We start from the raw sequence: 21,262 nt of genomic DNA, 5'->3' as shown, positions 1-21,262 counted from the left end.
TGTTAAATGGGTTTTATCTGATAATTAAGCCTTTGTTAAGCCAATGCTTGAACTTTTAAGAGACTTTGTATAAATTCGGTAAAAACCTCACTATATGCGAATTGCCTCCGGACTTGTAAATGCCTTTTCTGCGATAAGTGAATTGTTTTATCCACCTGTTTGTTCTGGATGCGGAGGACATTTATTGAAACATGAAAAGGAGCTCTGCGGTATGTGCATGCGAAGACTTCCGCGGACCTATTTCGAGCGTCGTCCCTATGATAATCAGATATCGGCTTTAATGTGGGGCCGTTGCAGGGTTGAGATGGCTTTTGCCTTGTTCTTCTACCGCAAAGGCGAACGGGTGCAATACCTTTTGCAGGAGCTGAAGTACCGCGGCAACCGAGCACTTGGAACAGAATTGGGGCGGCAGTTGGGAAAGGTGATCCTTCAGGTTGATAAAAATGAATTCGATATACTGCTTCCTATTCCACTGCATCCAAAAAAAATGCGGCAAAGGGGGTTTAATCAGGCCGAGATTATTGCCGGCGGCCTTTCTGATAGTCTGCAACTACCTGTTAACACGAGTAATGTGTATCGTAACACCCATACCTCCACTCAAACTAAGAAAGGCAGGTTTGAGCGCTGGCAAAATGTGGAGAATATTTTTTCAGTTCAACACTCCGAACAACTCCGGGGCAAGCATATTTTATTAATCGACGACGTGATAACGACCGGCTCTACCATGGAGGCCTGCATTAATGAACTTACGTTTATTGAGGGTGTTAGGGTTAGTGTGGCCAGTATTGCTTGTGCAGTCTTATAAAATCCTGTCGAAAGCGTAATAGAAAGTAAGCACAAAATTATTGTTGTATTGGCCGGGTTTACGGCTCAGCCAATGCGCTTTGGGGTCGTAGACAGGAATTTTACCATCGTAAGGAATGCGAATGCGATTAATGGAGTAGAGCCAGCGTGCATTGATCCAAAGCCGTTCATTTACATGGTAATTGAGTCCGAATACAGAAGCCCATTCAATATCCTGGAACGGAACCATTTCATGTTCCGGCAGGTCTCCAATGGGTGTTCCGTCAATTTCTTCTTTACTACCCAGCAGCACACCCACAGAAACGCCTCCTTCGGCCGAAAATTGCCTGTATTGGTAACGGGCTACCAGAGGAAACTGGATGTAGTCGAGGTGTATCTTATAATCATCATATTTTCCTTTCTCGGGATTAGGAGCTTCCCGGCTTCCTTTTTGTATATAAGCAATGTCTAATTGGATATCCCAATGCTTGGCGAGGGGCCTTTTTACAAATGCTCCCAGAGTAAATCCAGCCTTGTTATAGCCACTGAAATAGTCACCATCAACCTGTGAGAATGATGCGCCAACAAGCGGGCCGGCTCTAAACTCCTGAGCTTTAATAGTGGTCCCAAAAAGCAGGGCAACGAAAAGGTAACAGCAAATTTTACGCATGGATGTTTTCAGTTAAAAGGGTGATCAGCTCAGGTACACCTACTGTGGCATTGGCCTGTATAAATGTGATGTTGCTGGCTGGTGTGTAGCTCGGTTGGTGTGGGTCAATGATGTAAATGGGGGTGCCTGGTGCTACGTAATTGAGTAAGCCGGCTGCCGGATACACATTTAAAGAGGTGCCTACCACTGCAAAAATATCGGCTTTATCCACCAGGTCAATAGCCGTTTCAATAGCTGGCACAGCTTCCCCAAACCAAACAATGTGCGGGCGTAATTGTGAGCCTTTCTCGCACTTGTCGCCCCATTTAAGCTCCCAGCCATCAAGTGAGTAAACGAGGTTTTCATCAACGGTACTGCGCACTTTCTTAAGTTCACCATGCAAGTGCAATACCTTAGTGCTTCCAGCCTGCTCGTGCAAGTCGTCGATGTTTTGAGTGATCACTTGCACATCGAAATAGCGCTCCAGGTCAACCAAGCCTTTATGTCCGCCGTTAGGCTTGCACGTGTGTAGCTGCTTGCGTCGCTGGTTGTAAAAATCAAGAACCAGGTGTGGGTTGCGTGCCCACCCTTCAGGACTGGCTACTTCGGCAACATCATGATTTTCCCACAGTCCATTGCTGTCTCTGAATGTTTTTATCCCGCTCTCTGCGCTGATGCCTGCCCCGGTTAGTACCACTAACTTTTTCTTACTCATATTATTTTATTGGAATTAATAATGCATCCCTCAATACTAAAACTGTTACAGACAGGTGTATTGTGGCTTTATTTTTTCTAATGATAAATGTAACGGAAATGGCTGATTATTCAAATGGCTTATTGCCCGCTTCGTGCAAAATGCAAACAAAATACTGTGTTATTTTTCTATCTTTGTGAACCGCTCAAAAAATGATTAGACGATTCCATAAATGATAGATCAGGTTACAGTTGATAAGGTGCTGGAAACAGCTAACAGCCAAATCGTAGAGGTGGTGTCTGATTATGTGACGTTGCGCAGGCGTGGGATAAACTACTTGGGTAACTGTCCGTTTCATAATGAAAAAACACCCTCGTTCACGGTGTCGCCTCATAAAGGGATATTCAAGTGTTTTGGCTGCGGAGAGGGAGGAAATGCGCTCAACTTTGTAATGAAGCATGATCAGCTGTCGTTTGTTGATGCGATAAAATTTCTGGGGAAGAAGTTTAATATTGAAATTGAAGAAGAAGAGTACTCACCCGAGCAGTTGAAGCAAAAAAATGAGCGGGAGAGTATGATGGTGTTGAGCGAGTTTGCCGGCCATTTTTTCAGTTCAAACCTTACAGATAGCGATGAGGGGAAATCCGTTGGCTTAGGGTATCTAAGAACCCGTGGCTTTCGCGATGATATCATTGAAAAGTTTCAATTGGGCTACTCGCCCGAGCAGCGTGATGCTTTCACTAACGAAGCCATTAAGCAAGGCTACAAACTCGAGTACCTCGAGAAAACCGGACTAACGGTTGTGCGGGATAACTACCAGGCAGACCGTTTTAGGGGGCGAGTTATGTTTCCTATCCATAGTTTGGCCGGTAAAGTGATAGCCTTTGGCGGACGTATCCTCAAAAACGATAAGAAGACTGCTAAATACCTGAACTCTCCGGAATCGGAGATCTACCATAAAAGCAGGGTGGTGTATGGGATTTACCATGCCAAGCAGGAAATCACCCGGCAGGATCGCTGTTTTCTGGTGGAAGGGTATACCGATGTGCTGGCTTTTCATCAGTCGGGCATCAGCAATGTGGTTGCGTCTTCGGGAACCGCATTAACCTCCGACCAAATTAGGCTGATTGCTCGTTTTACAAAAAACATTACCATTATTTATGATGGCGATCCGGCGGGGCTGAAAGCGTCGCTGCGAGGAATTGACCTGGTGCTGGCCGAAGGGATGAATGTGAAAATCCTTCTGCTGCCTGATGGGGAAGATCCGGATTCTTTTGCCAAAGGGCGCAACGAAGAGCAACTATTAACATATATCAACGCTCACGAGCAGGATTTTATTAAGTTCAAAACGTCCTTGCTGCTTGAGGAGGCTCAGAATGATCCGATTAAAAAGGCACAGCTGATACAGGATATCGTCAGGAGTATTTCAATTATCCCTGACAGTATAACGCGCTCGGTGTATGTTAAGGAGTGTAGTACCCTGTTAAAGGTAGATGAGCATATTTTAATGCAGGAAACCGGTAAACTGCAACGCAAAAAGCAGGAAGAAGATTACCGGCGAAATATACCAAGGGCACAGCAGGTGGCCTCCACAGCTGTGGAGCCGCAAACAGCTGCTGCTAAATCCAAAGATACGGCGCCTAATCCACTCGAACTGGAAGAGCGCGAAATATTGCGATTTTTGGTGAAATACGGGGAGCGACCGGTTAATCCGGATGACGAGGAACCCATTTCTGTGGGGCAGTACATCTTGCACGAACTTAAACAGGACGATCTGCTAAGTGTCAATCCTGTGTATAATAAAATGATGGAAGCATATGATGCCGGGTGCGCCAATACTCAAACGCCAACCTTAAAATTCTTTGTTAATAACTCAGACCCGGAGCTCAGCCGTTTGGCTTCTGATTTAATTGGTAAGGAGCATGACCTGAGTAAAATACATCAGAAATTTGGTGTAGTAACCAATGCCGAAGAATTGCTGCCAAAATTGGTACCCAAAATTGTGATGGAACTCAAATGGAAAAAAGTAAAAACCATCATTAAAGAAAAGCGCCTTTTGGTTCAAAAATACGAAGTATCCGGTAATTCCGATGCCATGATGGAGGAGATGAAAGAGCTGATAACCTGGCAGCAGGTCTTGGCTCATATTTCAAAAGAGCTCGATGGTCGTACCATTGTTTAATCTGTAAATTTCTATAGTATGCAAACACTAAATCATACCGATAAAGAAGTTATTGAAGCCATAATAATGAAAGCTAACATCTGTTTTGTTGGCGTGGTGGACCCGGATAATAAACCTTACGTGCTGCCTATGAATTATGGCTATAAAGATAATGTGATTTACCTGCACTCAGCACCCGATGGGCGATTGGTGGATATTGTAAATAATAACCCAAGTATTTGTATAACTTTTTCCATTGATAACGACCTGGTGTTTCAGCATCCCGAAGTGGCTTGTAGCTACCGGATGACTTCCAAGAGTGTTGTGGCAATGGGGCAGGTGCAATGGATTGAGGACATGGAGGAAAAACGCACAGCTCTGGATATCTTAATGGAAACCTATAGCGATAAAAAATTTGAATACAGCGATCCGGCCGTGCGTAATGTAAAGATGTGGAAGGTGCCAATTGAGCAGGTGAGCTGTAAAGAATTTGGGGCCCCTCATGAAGAATACAAGCTTAAGCGCAATTTGGAAGAACTTAAAAAAGTTCATCGTAAATAAAGTTTGCTAAATTAGTGGTTGATAACATAGATTAATGCTTAACTAATGAAAATAGCCTCACTCACATTTTTGTTTGCTTTGTGCCTGTCAACAGTTGTAAAGGCCCAGTCCACCGATTTCAAAGATTATAAGGTTGTTTATTCCCAAGGGTTCAATAAGGATAAATCAACGGATGATTTTGAATTTTCAGACGCATCGAAGTGGTTGATTAGTAAGAACGGGAAACCAGGGCGTTCATTGAAATGCCTGGGAGCCGGCGATTATACCAGTGCTCATGCTGGTCCATCTATTGTAGCGGTTCTAAAAAACATTGAGTTGAAGGATTTTGTGATTGAAATGGATGTGGTGCAAAATGGTAAAGATTTCAACCTTCTGGATTTCTGTATTTTCTTCGATATTGTGGATACAAGTCAGTATTGCTATGCTCAAATTGCAGGTAAGGCCGATAAAGACAGTCACAATGTGTTCATGGTGAATAATGACAAGCCGAAACGACTTGGGAAAGTAAATGGTGATGGTGTGATTTGGCGAATTAAGGACTGGCATCAGTTACGCATTGAACGCAGCACATTCACTAAAACCATTAAGGTTTATTTCGATGAAGAGCTGGTACTTGATGTGCCCGACGAATCAAATAACAAAGGATTGATAGGCTTTGGTTCGACCAATAGTGCGATTAAAATTGATAACTTAAAGGTGAGTGCACCTGCCTACGAAACCATTTCTAAAACTATATTTTAACAGCCTATGGCACTGAATTATCTCTGGATTGCCTTCTTTTTGATTGCCTTTATCGTTGGCCTGGTTAGACTGATTGTGTTTGGCGACATGGATGTGTTTCCCGAGATGATGAATGCCACTTTCGACAGTGCTAAAACCGGCTTTGAAATTTCCTTAGGCTTAACCGGGGCCTTAACCCTTTGGATGGGTCTGATGCGGATTGGGGAACAGGGCGGCATGATTTCCGTGATGTCGCGATTGATTGGTCCGTTTTTCAGTCGTCTGTTTCCTGAGTTGCCAAAGAACCATCCAGCCTATGGCAGCATGATGATGAATATTGCCGCTAACATGCTGGGGCTCGATAATGCTGCTACGCCCGTTGGCTTGAAGGCTATGCAGGAGTTACAGTCGACCAATAAAAGTAAGGATACGGCCTCCAATGCACAAATTATGTTTCTGGTGCTTAATACCAGTGGGTTAACCATTATCCCCATCAGTGTTATGGCGATTCGGGCGACTGAGTTGGCAGCCAATCCTTCCGATATATTTTTACCCATTTTGCTGGCCACCTTTTTCAGTACCATTATCGGCATTATTGCTGTATCGGTAGTGCAAAGGATTAACCTGTTTGATAAAGTAATTCTGGCTTATTTGGGGGGCTTTACAGCCTTAATAGGTGGTTTTATCTACTACCTGAGCACACTCACCAAGGACGAGGTCAATACGGTATCTTTATTGGGAGCTAATCTATTGCTGTTTCTGGTGATTATCACTTTTATTTTAATGGCCATCCGTAAAAAAGTGAATGTCTACGATGCGTTTATCGATGGGGCCAAAGATGGGTTTAAAATAGCCATTAAAATTATTCCTTTTCTGGTGGCCATCCTTGTGGCGGTGGCGGTGTTCAGAACCTCAGGTACCATGGATTTTCTGTTGGAAGGATTTCGCCTGGTGGCTGAGTTTTTAAGTCTGGATACCCGTTTTGTGGATGCTTTACCCACTGCTTTTATGAAACCGCTTAGTGGTGGTGCTGCACGTGGGATGATGGTTGAGGCCATTCACACGCATGGGGTCGATTCGTTTGCAGGTCGTATGGCTAGTACCATTCAGGGGTCTACCGATACAACCTTTTATGTGCTGGCTGTGTATTTTGGTTCTGTCGGCATTAAAAAAACGCGTCATGCCTTATCGTGTGGCTTAATTGCCGACTTTGCAGGAATAATTGCCTCAATTTTATTGGCCTATTTGTTTTTTGGATAAGTCCTACGAGAAAAAAAGCCACCTTGAGGGTGGCTTTCAAATATGTCTGTTATAAACTATTTCTTTAGTGCCTCAGCACCACCAACAATCTCCAAAATTTCCTTCGTAATGGCTCCCTGACGGGCTTTGTTGTACTGGAGCTGCAGTTCGCCAAGCATATCCGTGGCATTATCAGTTGCTTTATGCATCGAGGTCATTCTGGCTCCATGCTCCGAGGCTAATGACTCTAAAATCACCCTGTAAAACATTGTTTTTAAAGCGTCAGGTATTACTTTGGTGATAAAGGTGGGCACATCTGGCTCTATAATGTAGTCGGTAGCTGTTTGTTCAATATCTTCCTTAGATGGGAGTTCCATGGGTAGAAATTGTTCGGAGCGAATGATTTGTACAGCTGCATTCTTATATTCATTATATACCAGAATGATGCGATCATATTTGCCGGCGAGAAAAGCTTCCATTAGCTCATGGGCCACATCTATAACCTTCTCAAAACTGATATGTGTGTACAAATCGTTGTGATCCTTTACCACATTGTAGTGCCGTTGCTTTAGTATTTTTTGCCCTTGCTTGCCAATGGTGAGTATGTCCACATTGCCGGCTTTGTTTTGCAGCTTAAAATCAACCTTGCAGAGCTTTTCAACCTCTTTGACCACGTTGGTGTTAAATGCACCACATAAACCTCGGTTGGATGATACAGGAACTAACAGTATTTTATGCGCCGTACGCTCTTTTGACCATTCCAGTTCAAAATCCTCCTCTAATGATCCCGACAGCTTGTAGAGCATACCCGCTAAACGGTCGACATAGGGACGGATGTATGAAATATCGTCCTGTGCCTTTTTAAATTTGGCTGCAGATACCATTTTCATAGCACTGGTTACCTGTCGGGTTGTTTTAACCGAGTTAATGCGAATACGTATGTCCTTTAAACTTGGCATAGTTATTTTATTCTGCGGTTAAATATCTATCAGCAATATCTTTTGCTACAGCCTCAATTTGACTGGTAATTTCCTCATTGTAATTTCCTTGTTTAATATCCTGCAACAGTGATTGATGGCTCATTTGAAGCGTTTCGATAAACTCCTTTTGCCACTCTTTGATCTTATCTGCAGGTACATTTTTAAGCAAGCCTTTTGTGCCGCAATAAATGAGGGTCACCTGTTCTTCTACCTTAACAGGTTGATACTGGGGCTGTTTCAGGAGTTCCACATTTTTTCGTCCTTTATCAAGTACCAGCATGGTGGCCGGGTCGAGGTCGGAGCCAAATTTTGCAAAAGCTTCCAGTTCGCGATACTGCGCCTGGTCGAGCTTCAGGGTACCTGCTACTTTTTTCATTGGTTTGATTTGAGCACTACCACCAACGCGCGATACTGAAATACCCACATTAATGGCCGGACGCACTCCCGAGTTGAACAGGTCACTTTCCAGAAAAATCTGGCCATCGGTAATAGAAATGACATTCGTAGGAATATAGGCAGATACATCACCGGCTTGTGTCTCAATAATTGGGAGAGCAGTTAGCGAACCACCTCCTTTTACCAAGTGTTTGATTGAATCGGGCAGATCATTCATCTGTGCAGCAATTTCATCGGATTCAATAATTTTTGCGGCCCGCTCCAATAAACGACTGTGCAGATAGAATACATCGCCAGGATAGGCTTCGCGGCCGGGAGGACGACGCAGTAGAAGGCTTACTTCTCGATACGATACGGCCTGCTTTGACAGATCATCAAAAATAATCAACGCTGAGCGCCCTGTGTCCCGAAAGTATTCGCCAATGGCCGTGCCAGAGAATGGGGCGTAAAACTGCATGGCCGAAGGGTCGGCTGCCGAAGCCGCTACGACAGTGGTATATTCCATGGCACCATGCTTTTCAAGGGTGTTCACAATTTGTGCCACCGTACTTCCTTTCTGTCCAATGGCTACATAGATGCAATAAACAGGCTGTCCATCATCGTAGAAGGAGCGTTGGTTGATTATTGTATCAATCGCAATGGCTGTTTTTCCTGTTTGTCGGTCGCCAATTATCAGCTCACGCTGTCCGCGACCAATTGGTGTCATGGCATCAACAGCTAATAAGCCTGTTTGTAAAGGTTCTTTTACGGGCTGGCGATAGATAACCTGCGGCGCTTTGCGTTCGAGCGGCATCTCATATGTTTCGCCATGAATGGGGCCTTTGCCATCAATGGGTTCACCCAGAGCATTGATCACCCGCCCTGTTAATCCTTCGCCCACGTTGATGGAAGCAATTCGCCCGGTTCGTTTAACTAAATCACCTTCTTTAACGACTTGTGACGAGCCAAATAGTACGACCCCAACATTGTCCTGCTCCAGGTTAAGTACCACACCCATGCATGATTCCAACTCAACCAATTCGTTGGATTGTACGTTGGTAAGACCATATACACGGGCAATGCCATCACCCACCTGTAAAACAGTTCCTACTTCCTCCAGGTCGGTTGATGTTTGGAAGCCTGCTATCTGTTTTTTTAATAAATCCGATACCTCAGCCGGTTTTATCGTATCCATCCGCTTATCAAATTTAGTACGTTTAACTAAGCAATTGCTTTTTTATTTGTTTCAACTTAGTGCTCATGCTGGCATCCGCCATCTTACCATCCACTTTCAGGATGAAACCACCCAATAGTTCAGGTTTTACCTTGACGCTAAGTTCAATAGGTGCTTTAAACTGGTCTTTCAGAAATTGCATAAGTGTTGCTTCCTGCTGTTTATCAAATTCCACAGCTGTATAAAGTGTTACTTCTTTTATGCCTTTCTCATTTTTGTACAACCAGATAAAACGCCTGTTGATATCCTCCATCAGAACTTCGCGATTGTTAGCAATTAGTAAATCCAAAAGATTTAATGTGCTTTGGTTCACTTGTCCCTTCAATACAGAATGAAATGCCTGCCTCTTTTGAGCGGGTTTAATAACCGGATTGTTTAAAATATCGGAGAAACTTTCCGCATTTTTGCAGTAGCCTTGCAGCAGGGTTACGTCTTTGTAGACCTGTTCCAGCTCATCTTGCTCAAGGGCCAGCTTAAAAAGTGCTTTGGCATATCTGTCGGCTATTAAACTTCTGTTCATTCTCTTGTATTCAGAGGGTGTTCTACATCGTTTTAGTTAGTGCCTGTAAACACTAATTAAAGTTCACTTCCTGCAGATATTTATCAATAATCGCCTTTTGCTTGTCAGAAGTCTGTAACTCTTCTTCCAATAGTTTACTGGCGATATCAACTGAAAATTCTGCTACTTTTTCTTTCAATTGCAGGATGGCCTCGTTCTTTTCTCGCTCAATCTGAACACGTGCAGCAGCAATAATTTTGTCTGCTTCTGACTGTGCTTTCAATTTGGCATCGTCCAGCATTGATTTTTTTATGTCCCTGGCTTGTTTGATCAAATCATCTCGCTGAGCCTTTGCTTCGTCCATTATCTGAACCTTGGTGACATTCAAGTCTTCAACTTCGGCTCGGGCTTTTTCGGCAGCTGCTAGTGCATACTCGATGGTTTCTTCCCGCGATTTAACTGCATGTAAAATTGGTTTCCAGGCGTATCGCTTTAGTATGAAAACCAGCAGTCCAAAGGTGAGGGCTGACCAAAATACTAAACCGGGATCTGGTGTTAGCAATCCCATAATCGTTCAGTTTTAACCTTTCATTAGAGCCACTACAATCGCAAATAGGGCAGCACCTTCAATAAGAGCAGCCGCAATAATCATTGCAGTTTGAATTTTTGAACTGATTTCTGGTTGACGCCCCATGGCTTCCATGGCACTCTGGGCAATTCGACCAATTCCATATGCGGCTCCGATGATGATTAAGCCTAAACCGATTGTGGTTAATGATAAACCTTCCATTGTATTACGTTTAAAAATATTAACTATTAATGTTCTTCACTTTCGACAGCCATGCCTATAAACAAGGCTGATAATAAGGTAAATATGTATGCTTGTAACACCGCAACTAACAACTCGAGCATAAACATCATTAAGGCCATCGGGACTGATACAAAACTGACATAGGCACTTTTCATTACAAAAATGAGTGAGAAAAGGCTTAAAATGATGATGTGTCCGGCCGTGATGTTGGCTAATAAACGAATCATTAGCGCAAATGGTTTTGTGAATAAGCTAATAAATTCAATGACAGACAATAATAAACGGATGGGTACAGGTACGCCTGGCATCCAGAAAATATGTCCCCAATAACTTTTGGTTCCACTAAAGTTGGTCACAAAAAAGGTTATGAGGGCCAATACCATGGTAAAAGAGATATTACCCGTCAGGTTACTTCCACCCGGGAAAAATGGGATCAGACCCAAAAGATTGTTAAGCCATATAAAGAAAAACAGCGTGAGAAGAAAGGGCATGTAGCGATCAGCTTTCTCCCTGTTTATTTGTGCATAGGCTATGTCATCGCGTACAAAAAGTATGAGTGGTTCTAAAAACGACTGCACACCTTTAGGAGCTGCCGGATGGCCTTTATAGCCTTTAGCAGCACTGGTGAAGAGCCAAATAATAATTAGCACACTTAGCCACATCGATGCCACATTCTTGGTAATGGACAAATCGATAGGCTTGTTGTTCAGCACCTCCTGTTGGTCGTTGTAATTGATGGTTCCGCTTGCATCGGTTTTATAAATTTTACCGTGGTAGAGCCTGTAATACGAATTTCCTTTTTGCACTACTTTTTCACCATGGTGAAATGCTGAAGACATGAATACCTGCAATCCACCATCAATGAGAATCACGGGAAGGGGAATGGTAATATGCTGCTCGGTGCCATCATTTTTGGTAAATGAAATAACGTGCCACTCATGTGCATCTGCAATGTGGTGCATAATCATTTCCATGGGGTCAAACTCAGCATCAGTACCTTTGTTATGCTCGTCGGCAGCATAGGTGCTTATGGGCAAGGTCATAAGCACAGTCAGTGCAAGAAATATCCGTATATGTTGCATTAAATTTAGTGTGCTGTTTTAAGTTCTTTTATTTCATTAAGCGCAATTTAACAACTATGTCTATGATTAGTAGCGCAAAATAGTTCATTAAAAACAATAGTATTTCTGTTTTGTTTTCAATGTCTGTCGGATTTAAAAAAAGAAATAAGTAGACAATAATAAAAACTGACTTTAATGCCGTTAATATCAAGAAGGTAAATGCACTTTTGTCCGGATGCTTTTTCTGGATAAAAGCAAAAATGAAATAAAAAAGAAGGTATAACCCAGTCAAAAATATAAGTCCGGATATTACCTTCTCCATCAATATCTTAAGCCAGTCGTCAAATGCGTAGGTAATAGCTGCAACAGCTAATGAACCCACTAAATATAGCACTGAGGAACGGGCATATTGGATTGTCTGCTTATTTCTTGGCATTTGGGTTAGCCGGCGGTGTTACCTTCTCATCCATTTTGCAAGTTCCGGTAAAGATGGCACCTGGCTCAATAGATAATTTACTGGTTCTAACATCGCCATGCAACTTGCTGGAGGCCTTTAGTGATAACAGTTCAGTAACTTGAAGCTGGCCATCAAATGTTCCATAAATGTCACAATTAGTACACTTAACTTCACCGTTAACCACACCGTTTTGTCCAACCAGCACTTTTCCTTTAGAGACAATATTCCCTTCAATAGTACCGTCAATTTTGATGTCTCCGTTTGTTTCTATATCGCCCTTAATTTTCGTACCCGGACCAATCATGTTGGGTAACTTATTTTCTGGTTCGAAATTTTTAGCCATTTTCCAATTGTTAGTTTTAAGAATATAGCAAATATAGATCTTTAAACGTTATATCCATAGCTAAATTGCTACCAGCACTTCTAATTTTTGCAGCTGACGCTCCTTATGAACTTGTCTAAGGCTTTTTGCAGTTGCGGTGTAATAGGTGTGTTCGGAAATAAAACGGTGTTGCTTCTTATTCCACTCAGCCATGGTCATTTTCCCGTTATGCTGGTTGAGTTCTTTAAACAGATTATTGGAGATGGAAATAAAATCGGGACGGCCTAAATAGTCTAAATCGGCGTCTTTAAGAATTTTTTCCAGGTAGTTTCTGGGTTTACTGCCGACGCGGGTAATGTTTATGAGTTCAACAATCTGTTCTATTTGGTAGTCGGGGTAATGGTATTGAGGAAGTATTTCTTTTGCAAACTGAATGCTGTTATCTTCGTGATTATTATATTCCACCAGAAAACCGACATCGTGTAACAAGGCTGCTGTTTTTAACACAAGCAGATCTTCGGAACTGACATTTTCACCCCGGGCAATAATTTCAACCTGCGTTATCACATCTTTGGTGTGAGATTTATTATGGTAGAAAAGGCCATCCATGAGTTCATTCTCTAGTTTATCGAGAATAAACTTTTCAATGTCTCCAAAGCGAATGTGCTGAAGTTTGATATAGAATTTTTGATTGGGGAAGATTCCCTGCTCATCACTCGCCAGGTCGGGTTTGATTCGTTTAACAAAATACATATCTGTTTCTCCTTTGTACTTAATTGGCATTTTGCCTCTGTAATCGCACTCAAAGAAGTCCTTAATCAGCTCATAGGTCACGCCCGTGATATTGATCATGCCTGGAGTGCCCGAACTTTCCATTCGTGATGCGATATTAACCGTGTCGCCCCAAATATCGAACGACACATTTTTTCGGCCTATTTCACCAGAAATAACAGGTCCGGTATGAACACCGATGCGTAACTCCCAGAATCCCAATTCACCGGTCTGTTGCTTTTTGCTGTCGAGCATAAACTTCTGCATTTCGAGGCCTGCCAGAACTACCTCAATGGGATTGGTCCGGTTAATATTCGGGATTCCGCCAGCGCACATATAGGCGTCGCCAATTGTTTTTATTTTCTCAATGTTGTACTTTTCTACCACGCCATCGAAATAAAAAAAGAAGCGATCCAACTCATCTATTAATGTCTCAGGGTTAATGTGTTCAACTATCTTAGTAAACCCCTGTATATCAGCGAATAAAACAGTTACTTTTTTGTATTTTCGCGAACGAATGCGGGCCTGTTCCTTGACGGCCAAGGCGTTGGTGCCCGTTGTTTTTTCTCTGGCCTTTTGCTTAATTCGAAATGTTTTTCTGAATTCGCTTTCTATGTTGTGGGTGATTTTGCGTATGCGCTGTCGAAAAAGAACAACGATTAAAAAGAAGGTAAGAAAGCTGAGCAGAACAATGCCTCCAATATAGAACAGCATTGTTTCCCAAAAGGGCAAATTGATGTGTATGGTTGCTTCCTGAATTGATCCATTACGTTGTTCCAGTATAAACAGGTAGCTGCCTTCTGGCAGGTTAAAGTAAGTGGCGGAGTTACGCACGGACCAAGGGCTCCATTCTTTAGAACCCGGAATAAGCCGGTATCTGCAGATGGCTGGGGTCAAACTATCGCTTTGCCAGAACAGAGAGAATGATTTGCACGAAATAGTAGTGTTATTATGAATAGCAACTGGCTTTTTATCTGGGCATTCCACCACTATTCGAATAGCCTGTGTTTCTGCCTGAATAAAATTTGGAAACAAAAGTAAAAATGTTGCGTATACCAAGGCCAATAGCTGATTCTTTTTTGAAAGTAATAGCTGCAGCGCTGTTATGTTGATGGCTTCCTTTGGCATAGTTATACGGTATGGCTCCCTTGCTTGGATTTAGAATCAAAAATACTATATTTATTCCGTTAATAAAGAACATTCAGTAGAGCTTTTTATGGACACATCAAAGAACACTATTCTGGTCCCCTATGATTTTACCGAAGTGGCAGACAACGCAGTACTGCATGCGATAAAGGTGGCCAATGAACTCGACGCAAAGGTTCATTTGCTGCACATTGCCAAAAGTGAAGATCAAATTAGCGACTTAGAGGCCAAACTTGAAGAGCAGGCCGTAAGGTTTGAGCAGCAAAAGGGAGTAAAACCATTTGCATCGGTTAAAGAAGGAACAATTTTTAAAACTATTAATACGGTTGTAGAGGAGCTTGATTGCCTTTTGGTAGTGATGGGGACCCATGGGATGAAAGGTCTACAGAAGTTGACTGGTAGCTGGGCTTTGAAAGTGATTGTTGGTTCTAAAATCCCATATTTGGTAGTGCAGTCAGCCCCTAAGCGCGACGATTATCAAAAAATTGTGTTTCCGGTTGATTATAAGTCGGAAAATAAGGAGAAGCTCAAGTGGGTGCAGTTCTTATATCAATTCTCCAACCCAAAGGTGTATCTCTACGCCTCAGCCACTAAAGAAGGTATTATTGATAGCCGTACAAAAGCAAATGTGGTGTTTTCTAAAAAATATCTTGAAGAAAAAGGGGTTGATTACGAATTGGTTCTGTCTGAAGGTGAGGATTCTTTCTCGAAGGAAACAATTCAGTTTTCGGAAAAGATTGATGCCGATCTTGTGTTAGTGATGACAACGCGTGATATTGCTTTTCATGACTATGTGTTAGGTGCTTACGAGCAATACATAATTGCCAACAGTGCAAAAATGCCTGTGTTGGTAATTAATCCGCGCACAGACTTGATGAAGTACGGATATGGAAGTTTTGGTTGATAATGGTTAACCTGCTATAAAGGCCAAAGACGATCTGATAGAGGTCGTCTTTTTTTGTGCCTATATTGTTTTAAAGTTTTTAAAATACATTTGTATTCAAAACGTTTAAAAGATAAAACTAATCATATGGAACTGGTTTTTGCAACTAATAATCAACATAAGCTTCAGGAAATTCAAGCGCTTTTAGATTCGAAAATTACGCTTCTCAGCCTCAAAGATATTCGTTGCGAGGATGATATTCCTGAAACAGGAGAGACCTTGGAGGCTAATGCCCGTCAGAAGTCGGAGTACGTTTATAAAAAGTTTGATGTTAATTGTTTCGCTGACGATACGGGATTGGAAATAGAGGCTTTAAATGGTGAACCCGGTGTATACTCAGCCCGTTACGCTGGTACAGATAATGATGCTGAGGCGAATATGGCCAAGGTACTTCAGTGCCTCGATGGTGTGGCAAATCGTAAGGCGCGGTTTCGGACAGTTATCTCTTTAATTATCGACGGAAAGGAGTTTCAGTTTGTAGGTGTGGTGCAAGGAACTATCCTCAAAAATAAACAGGGTAACGAAGGTTTTGGGTATGATCCAATTTTTAGGCCCGAGGGTTACGAGCAATCTTTTGCCGAGATGGATATTCAGCTAAAAAATGAAATAAGTCATCGCGGAAGGGCTATTAAAAAACTAATCGACTTTTTGAGAGAACAATATGCGTAAACTCATCCTGCTTACTTTGATTCTATTCATTGCTCCTATTGTATTTTTGTTCGGACAAGATTCACGGTGGAGAGCACATTTTTCATATCGCAATGCCAATAATGTGGTTGAATCGGAAAACTACGTGACTATAGCGTGCGACATGGGCCTGCTGGTGTTTGATAAATTGAATAAAGAGATTTCAACATTTAACCGGGTCAATGGCCTAAGTGATGTTGGGATTACGGCACTTCAATCAATTTCTGGCGATAAGTTTATAGTTGGATATGAGAATGGAAATATTGATGTCATAAGTGGTAGTGAAGTTACAAATATTCCCGATTTTAAACAGAAACAAATAGCTGGAACAAAGCAGATTAATCATTTTTACATTTCGGACCATAAGGCGTATTGCAGTACCGATTATGCCTTGTTGGTGGTCGACCTTGAGAAAAATGAGATTAGCGACACCTATTTTTTAGGCCTTAATGCAGAAAGCCTGAAGATAAATGAAACCCATGTTCAGGGCGATGTTATTTACGCTGCAACCGAGCGCGGACTGCTTAAGGCAAACCTGTCGGACCCCTTGATTGTATTTGATAAGGCCTGGCGTAGGGTGTCTGCCGAAGCTGTGCCGTACTTGGCTGTTAATATTCACGAGGGGCAAATTGTTGCTGTTGGCAAAGTGTCTGATGGCTACAGGGTGGAGCATGGAAATGAAAATGCATGGTCTAGTCTTTTAACCGATTCACAGGTTAAGAGTATCAATGTGTTTGCAGGTAAACTAGTTGTTTCCTTGTCGTCCAGAATCCTTGTTTTTAATGAAAATTTTACCGAGTCAGACAGGATAACCAGCTATTCATTTGCCGACAGATTATCGGCTCAAGATGCCATTTACTCCAGTTACGAAGATGCTTATTTTGTGGCCGATCGGAACTACGGGCTGGTGCAATATACACATGCAGCTGATAATTTCTACCTGGCCAATGGCCCCTATTCCAACAATTGCTTTTATCTGCATGCGACCAGTCAAGGAGTGTATTCAACAGCTGGCGGAATAACCGCTGATTACAACAATCTAAACCGTCGGGTGGAGTATTCTTTTTTCAATTACAGCAATTGGGATAGTTATAGAAGTAAGGTGCCTGGCGGAGGTTATACAACCAGGGACTTATTGCGAATTTGTTCCGATAAAACTGATGATAGCAAAGCGTATATCTCCAGCTGGGGTGGCGGGATATTCGAAGTCCAAGGGGTCGATACCATTCAGCATCATGGTGAAAGTGACAATGGCCTGCAGGATATCTTTCCGGATGGCAGAATGTATGTAAGGGTTGGCGGAATTGCCAGCGATAGTGAGGGTAATGTGTGGATGACAAATTCGGAAGTGCAAAGTGGCATTGTCGTGAAATCAGACTCAGCCTGGTACCAGTTTGACTATGCCGGCGCCAGAGACATACATAGCACGGGTCAGATGCTGATTACGAAAGATGATATGGTCTGGTTCCCCATTCCGCGCGCGGCGGTAGGGGAGCGACAGGGCCTAATGGTGATAGATACCAAAGGCACTTTACTGGACGATAGCGATGATGCATATAGAAGCGGTGCGCCGTTGGGCTATGGTAATGATGAGCGTAACAAAGGTCAGCTAAGGCTTTGGGATGAAAATGGAAAAGAGCTGACCAGAGTGATTCTGTCACTGGCCGAAGATAAGAAAGGCTATGTATGGCTTGGAACCGATAAAGGCGTACTGGTGTATTTTCGGCCCTGGGCAATTTTCACAGAAGAGTACCCGATTGTAAGTCGCATTAAGGTACCGCGTAATGATGGAAGTAACTTGGCTGACTACCTGCTCGAGAAAGAACGCGTATCATCTATTGCCGTTGATGGTGCTAACCGCAAGTGGATTGGTACTGAGAATTCTGGGGTGTATCTCGTTTCCGAAGACGGACTAAAAACTTACGCCACTTTCAATACTCAAAACAGTCCGCTACCTTCCAATAGCATCACCAGCATTACCATTTCCCCTGCTAATGGAGAGGTGTTTATTGGCACGGCTAAAGGAATCGTTTCCTATAAGGCGACGGCCACTGAAGGAGCAGCTGGGTTTGAAAAAATCTATGCGTACCCGAATCCTGTTCGGGAAGATTTTAACGGCGATATCACAATTGCCGGATTAATGCAAAATAGTATCGTCAAAATCACAACCGTTAGTGGTAAGCTTGTTTACCAAACGAACTCTTTAGGAGGCAAGGCTTATTGGAATGGCAAAAACTTTGGGGGAGAAAGGGTTAAGACGGGAGTCTACCTGGTTTATGTGAGTGATGAAGGGGGTGAATTATCTGGGGTGACTAAAATTTTGGTGGTTAGGTAGAATTCATCATTTTTTTTTGCCCATTTAAGCGATCAAAATTAGCTTTGTAATAAGGTTCCTAACTAATATTTGTCTAACCGAACTATCTTACAATATGAAAAAAGGCTGGATCATTGCCACTATTTCAGTTTGTTGTTTACTACTTGCTTACATTCTTTATCAGGTAAGTCGTGTTAAAAGCTACGACAATACTCAGTCGCTTGCAGCTGTTCCGTCCGATGCAGCTGTTATAATGAAAGGGGAGAGTATCGACTATATTTATAATGCCCTGTTCAACACCATCGACTTCAAAAATGAATTAGGAAGTTCAGCATTGGTGAGTGAAAGCCTGAAAGAGTTTCAGTATTTAGATTCCCTTAAGGTTGGTGATGGACTGAGTGCTTTTGCTCATCTGAAAGAATTGCCGTTTTACTGTTCATTGCATGCGCAAGGGAAAGAAAGTGTCAGTCAGCTTTTTATATTCGAATTGCCTAATCGGAAAGAAGAAGCCAAAATACAGCGGTTTATCAGGCAAATGCCCGATCTGGGAGTAACACTTCGTGAACGAAAGTACAATTCCCAAACGATTTACGAGCTTAAAGGCAAGGGCCAGCATTGGTTTGCAAGTGTAAATAATGGTATTTTGCTGTTAAGTCAAACCAGTCTTTTGGTGGAAGCTTCTGTTAGGGAGCAACAAAATGTCTATTCATGGACTAACCATGATGATTTTAAGCAGATATATAAAACGATTGGAGCTGGCTCTAAACTGAATCTCTTCGTAAATTTTGACCAGTTGCCAGATGTGCTGAAGTCGATTTTAGGCCCCGGTCTGAAGAGGAAAGCGAAAGTTGTTGGCGACCAAAGCAAATGGGCCGAGCTCGATATTGACATTGATCAGCAGGCCATCGTCTTAAATGGGTTTATTGGTGCCAATAATAACGGCATCATGAGCCAGTTGCTTAAAAATGCCAAGCCACAGCGAACCCAAATTCAAGATGTTTTGCCTGGTAATACGCGTTCTTATCTGTCAGTTAGTCTCGAAAGCGGAGAAGATCTAAAAAAGCGTATCGCCAGCTTTAATGCCGCAAATGGTGAATTTCGGAAGCAGCTAAGTGGTTTGGAGCTTAAAGTGGGGTTTAATCCTGAGGACGATTTTTTCAATGAGTTGTCTGGAAGTATGGCTTTGGTTTATACCGACTATAATAGCCTTCAGCCAAAAGCTAATGGCTTGCTTGTATTTAAGCTTAATAGCTCATCCCGAGGCAAAGAGGCATTAATGGAGATGTTGCGTAAGATGAATAAAAATGCGCTTGTAGCAAAAAAATATACGCCCGATGACGGCATCAGCTATAATATCTACAACGGTTTTTCTAATGATATGCTCGAGCTGTTTTTTCAAGCCGTTCTGCCCAAAGTGCCTCAAAAATACCTCTCATTTTATGAGGATAATCTGATAATTGCCGATGCCCCGATATTGATAGAGCAGTTTATATATAGTAACATGCTCAAAACTACGCTTTCAAATGATAAAGCACATCAGGCTTTTAGAAGCCATTTTTCGAGCCGTGAGAATGTGTTTGCTTTTTGCGAAACCGCCCATTTGGAGTCGTTCTTTAAAGAGTCATTTGCACCCATATTCGGCAGTTTAAATGAAGATCAGAAAGCTGCCTTGAATAATTTTTATGGTTTTGGCATGCAGTTGAGCGGCACGGGGCCGATGATATACACCACTTCTTACCTTCAATACCTTCCGAGTCGCGAGTCAGAGCCACGCACTGTTTGGCAAAGCCTGCTCGACTCAACAGTTAACTTTAAGCCGGTATTGGTAGATAACCATTATACCCAGGAGCGGGAAGTGGTGGTGCAGGACGAGGCAAATAACCTTTACCTTTTAAGTAATACAGGCCGTGTCTTGTGGAAAAAACCTCTCGATAGCGAGATTTTAAGTGATGTGGTGCAAATAGACTACTATCACAATAATAAATTACAGTACCTGTTTAATACCAGAAAATCCATTTATCTGCTGGACAGAAATGGCAACCATGTTGCGAACTTCCCGGTGCGCCTGCCATCTGAAGCCACCAACGGAATTGCCGTATTCGATTACGATAACAATCGGAATTACCGGCTTTTTGTGGCTTGTAAAAACAGGCGGATATACTTGTACAATGCCAAGGGAAATACGGTGGCCGGCTGGAAATTTAATAAAACTGATGGTCGGGTGAGCCTGCCTGTTCAGCACTTTCGCACAAGTGGGAAAGATTATATAGCCTTTGCCGATGATAAGCGAAATTATATATGTGACAGGCGAGGGAATATTCGGGTGAAGCTCAATAAGGATTTTATTAGAAACGCCAATTCGCCTTATTTTCTTCAGAATGAGGACCAAGCTAACGACTGTTTGGTAACAACGTGTGCTGATGGACGACTTACAAAAATTCAATTATCTAACGGAGAAGTAACGAGTTCGGAGTTGGTTTCTGCAGCCGGAAATCATGCTTTTAGTGTTTTTGAGATGAATGGGAAGAGTCATTACCTGATTGCCGAACCTAATAAGGTCACATGTGTTTCAAATAAAGGTAAAGAGGTCTTTGAACGAGAGTTTGAAAATGAGATCAACCTGAGTGTTGATCTATATCGTTTTTCGGCGCAGAATATGAAGTTTGGTGTGACCGAAAAATCAAATGGGCATATTTATCTGTTAAACGAAAATGGGAAAACATATAAGGGGTTTCCGCTCAAAGGTAAATCCAGGTTTAGCATAGGCTTTCTCAAGTCTTCGGCCTCGAGATTCAATTTAATTGTTGGTGGTGCGCAAAATTATATTTATAACTATCAGGTTGACTAAGCAAAAG

Annotated in this window: 19 protein-coding genes; 9 read left to right on the top strand and 10 right to left on the bottom strand. The window is 42.4% G+C overall.

Annotated features, from left to right (window positions below):
* Positions 1-94 precede the first annotated feature (94 nt).
* Positions 95-805: a ComF family protein gene (locus ACSX1H_RS02475; RefSeq protein ID WP_439181986.1), complete on the top strand. Its 711-nt coding sequence runs from the start codon at positions 95-97 to the stop codon at positions 803-805.
* Here ACSX1H_RS02475 and ACSX1H_RS02470 read toward each other — a convergent pair.
* Both ACSX1H_RS02470 and ACSX1H_RS02465 read right to left on the bottom strand, forming a co-directional pair.
* Positions 800-1,453, bottom strand: a complete 654-nt coding sequence (locus ACSX1H_RS02470; protein WP_439181985.1) for a porin family protein — start codon at positions 1,451-1,453, stop codon at positions 800-802. The two genes, ACSX1H_RS02475 and ACSX1H_RS02470, sit on opposite strands and share 6 nt — an antisense overlap.
* Positions 1,446-2,147 carry an SIR2 family NAD-dependent protein deacylase gene (locus ACSX1H_RS02465; RefSeq protein ID WP_439181984.1) on the bottom strand — a complete coding sequence of 234 codons (702 nt, stop codon included), beginning with the start codon at positions 2,145-2,147 and terminating at the stop codon, positions 1,446-1,448. Before ACSX1H_RS02465 ends, ACSX1H_RS02470 begins: the two co-directional genes overlap by 8 nt.
* Positions 2,148-2,358: 211 nt before the next feature.
* Here ACSX1H_RS02465 and dnaG point away from each other — a divergent pair, with 211 nt between their 5' ends.
* From dnaG to ACSX1H_RS02445, 4 genes are read left to right on the top strand one after another with little or no spacing between them, the layout of a single operon-like run.
* Positions 2,359-4,308 carry a DNA primase gene (dnaG, locus tag ACSX1H_RS02460; protein WP_439181983.1) on the top strand — a complete coding sequence of 650 codons (1,950 nt, stop codon included), beginning with the start codon at positions 2,359-2,361 and terminating at the stop codon, positions 4,306-4,308.
* A gap of 18 nt (positions 4,309-4,326) precedes the next feature.
* A complete protein-coding gene (locus ACSX1H_RS02455; RefSeq protein ID WP_439181981.1) occupies positions 4,327-4,848 on the top strand; it encodes a pyridoxamine 5'-phosphate oxidase family protein in 522 nt (173 codons plus the stop codon).
* Positions 4,849-4,893: 45 nt separating this feature from the next.
* On the top strand, positions 4,894-5,589 hold the full coding sequence (locus ACSX1H_RS02450; protein ID WP_439181980.1) for a hypothetical protein: 696 nt from the start codon (positions 4,894-4,896) through the stop codon (positions 5,587-5,589).
* Between the two features lie 6 nt (positions 5,590-5,595).
* Complete coding sequence (locus tag ACSX1H_RS02445) at positions 5,596-6,828, top strand: nucleoside recognition domain-containing protein (protein ID WP_439181979.1); 1,233 nt, start codon at positions 5,596-5,598, stop codon at positions 6,826-6,828.
* Positions 6,829-6,884: 56 nt separating this feature from the next.
* Here the strand turns inward: ACSX1H_RS02445 and atpG are convergent, their stop codons facing one another.
* From atpG to ACSX1H_RS02405, 8 genes are all read right to left on the bottom strand, one after another.
* Positions 6,885-7,766, bottom strand: a complete 882-nt coding sequence (gene atpG / locus ACSX1H_RS02440) for an ATP synthase F1 subunit gamma (protein ID WP_439181978.1) — start codon at positions 7,764-7,766, stop codon at positions 6,885-6,887.
* Between the two features lie 7 nt (positions 7,767-7,773).
* Positions 7,774-9,357: a F0F1 ATP synthase subunit alpha gene (gene atpA, locus ACSX1H_RS02435; RefSeq protein WP_439181977.1), complete on the bottom strand. Its 1,584-nt coding sequence runs from the start codon at positions 9,355-9,357 to the stop codon at positions 7,774-7,776.
* 22 nt (positions 9,358-9,379) lie between these two features.
* Complete coding sequence (atpH, locus tag ACSX1H_RS02430) at positions 9,380-9,916, bottom strand: ATP synthase F1 subunit delta (protein WP_439181976.1); 537 nt, start codon at positions 9,914-9,916, stop codon at positions 9,380-9,382.
* 52 nt (positions 9,917-9,968) lie between these two features.
* Positions 9,969-10,463, bottom strand: coding sequence for a F0F1 ATP synthase subunit B (atpF, locus tag ACSX1H_RS02425; protein ID WP_439181975.1), 495 nt, complete (start codon positions 10,461-10,463; stop codon positions 9,969-9,971).
* Positions 10,464-10,475: 12 nt separating this feature from the next.
* Entirely contained in the window at positions 10,476-10,685 is a 210-nt protein-coding gene (atpE, locus tag ACSX1H_RS02420; protein WP_439181974.1) for an ATP synthase F0 subunit C, read from the bottom strand.
* 26 nt (positions 10,686-10,711) lie between these two features.
* Positions 10,712-11,788, bottom strand: a complete 1,077-nt coding sequence (atpB, locus tag ACSX1H_RS02415; RefSeq protein ID WP_439181973.1) for a F0F1 ATP synthase subunit A — start codon at positions 11,786-11,788, stop codon at positions 10,712-10,714.
* 401 nt (positions 11,789-12,189) lie between these two features.
* Complete coding sequence (locus ACSX1H_RS02410; protein WP_439181972.1) at positions 12,190-12,567, bottom strand: bactofilin family protein; 378 nt, start codon at positions 12,565-12,567, stop codon at positions 12,190-12,192.
* 60 nt (positions 12,568-12,627) lie between these two features.
* The gene (locus ACSX1H_RS02405) at positions 12,628-14,445 is read right to left on the bottom strand and encodes an adenylate/guanylate cyclase domain-containing protein (RefSeq protein ID WP_439181971.1); all 1,818 of its coding nucleotides are present in this window, start codon (positions 14,443-14,445) and stop codon (positions 12,628-12,630) included.
* Between the two features lie 88 nt (positions 14,446-14,533).
* On the opposite strand from ACSX1H_RS02405, the gene ACSX1H_RS02400 reads away from it, so the two are divergent.
* The 4 genes from ACSX1H_RS02400 to ACSX1H_RS02385 all read left to right on the top strand — a co-directional run bounded on the left by ACSX1H_RS02400 (position 14,534) and on the right by ACSX1H_RS02385 (position 21,255).
* Complete coding sequence (locus tag ACSX1H_RS02400) at positions 14,534-15,367, top strand: universal stress protein (RefSeq protein WP_439181970.1); 834 nt, start codon at positions 14,534-14,536, stop codon at positions 15,365-15,367.
* 126 nt (positions 15,368-15,493) lie between these two features.
* Positions 15,494-16,075: a non-canonical purine NTP diphosphatase gene (locus ACSX1H_RS02395; protein WP_439181969.1), complete on the top strand. Its 582-nt coding sequence runs from the start codon at positions 15,494-15,496 to the stop codon at positions 16,073-16,075.
* Positions 16,068-18,428 carry a type IX secretion system anionic LPS delivery protein PorZ gene (porZ, locus tag ACSX1H_RS02390; RefSeq protein WP_439181968.1) on the top strand — a complete coding sequence of 787 codons (2,361 nt, stop codon included), beginning with the start codon at positions 16,068-16,070 and terminating at the stop codon, positions 18,426-18,428. The genes ACSX1H_RS02395 and porZ overlap by 8 nt, the downstream gene beginning before the upstream one ends.
* Positions 18,429-18,522: 94 nt before the next feature.
* Positions 18,523-21,255, top strand: a complete 2,733-nt coding sequence (locus ACSX1H_RS02385) for a DUF3352 domain-containing protein (protein ID WP_439181967.1) — start codon at positions 18,523-18,525, stop codon at positions 21,253-21,255.
* Positions 21,256-21,262 lie beyond the last annotated feature (7 nt).

Source organism: Carboxylicivirga taeanensis (assembly GCF_051851475.1).
In the GTDB taxonomy this organism is placed as follows: Bacteria; Bacteroidota; Bacteroidia; order Bacteroidales; family Marinilabiliaceae; genus Carboxylicivirga; species Carboxylicivirga taeanensis.
The sequence above is the reverse complement of the archived record's forward strand: the minus strand, read 5'-3'. Positions and strand labels throughout refer to the sequence as shown.

Coding starts and splice junctions, on each gene's coding strand:
- ACSX1H_RS02475 (WP_439181986.1), top strand. CDS start 95: ATGCGAATTGCCTCCGGACTTGTAAATGCCTTTTCTGCGATAAGTGAA.
- ACSX1H_RS02470 (WP_439181985.1), bottom strand. CDS start 1,453: ATGCGTAAAATTTGCTGTTACCTTTTCGTTGCCCTGCTTTTTGGGACC.
- ACSX1H_RS02465 (WP_439181984.1), bottom strand. CDS start 2,147: ATGAGTAAGAAAAAGTTAGTGGTACTAACCGGGGCAGGCATCAGCGCA.
- dnaG (WP_439181983.1), top strand. CDS start 2,359: ATGATAGATCAGGTTACAGTTGATAAGGTGCTGGAAACAGCTAACAGC.
- ACSX1H_RS02455 (WP_439181981.1), top strand. CDS start 4,327: ATGCAAACACTAAATCATACCGATAAAGAAGTTATTGAAGCCATAATA.
- ACSX1H_RS02450 (WP_439181980.1), top strand. CDS start 4,894: ATGAAAATAGCCTCACTCACATTTTTGTTTGCTTTGTGCCTGTCAACA.
- ACSX1H_RS02445 (WP_439181979.1), top strand. CDS start 5,596: ATGGCACTGAATTATCTCTGGATTGCCTTCTTTTTGATTGCCTTTATC.
- atpG (WP_439181978.1), bottom strand. CDS start 7,766: ATGCCAAGTTTAAAGGACATACGTATTCGCATTAACTCGGTTAAAACA.
- atpA (WP_439181977.1), bottom strand. CDS start 9,357: ATGGATACGATAAAACCGGCTGAGGTATCGGATTTATTAAAAAAACAG.
- atpH (WP_439181976.1), bottom strand. CDS start 9,916: ATGAACAGAAGTTTAATAGCCGACAGATATGCCAAAGCACTTTTTAAG.
- atpF (WP_439181975.1), bottom strand. CDS start 10,463: ATGGGATTGCTAACACCAGATCCCGGTTTAGTATTTTGGTCAGCCCTC.
- atpE (WP_439181974.1), bottom strand. CDS start 10,685: ATGGAAGGTTTATCATTAACCACAATCGGTTTAGGCTTAATCATCATC.
- atpB (WP_439181973.1), bottom strand. CDS start 11,788: ATGCAACATATACGGATATTTCTTGCACTGACTGTGCTTATGACCTTG.
- ACSX1H_RS02410 (WP_439181972.1), bottom strand. CDS start 12,567: ATGGCTAAAAATTTCGAACCAGAAAATAAGTTACCCAACATGATTGGT.
- ACSX1H_RS02405 (WP_439181971.1), bottom strand. CDS start 14,445: ATGCCAAAGGAAGCCATCAACATAACAGCGCTGCAGCTATTACTTTCA.
- ACSX1H_RS02400 (WP_439181970.1), top strand. CDS start 14,534: ATGGACACATCAAAGAACACTATTCTGGTCCCCTATGATTTTACCGAA.
- ACSX1H_RS02395 (WP_439181969.1), top strand. CDS start 15,494: ATGGAACTGGTTTTTGCAACTAATAATCAACATAAGCTTCAGGAAATT.
- porZ (WP_439181968.1), top strand. CDS start 16,068: ATGCGTAAACTCATCCTGCTTACTTTGATTCTATTCATTGCTCCTATT.
- ACSX1H_RS02385 (WP_439181967.1), top strand. CDS start 18,523: ATGAAAAAAGGCTGGATCATTGCCACTATTTCAGTTTGTTGTTTACTA.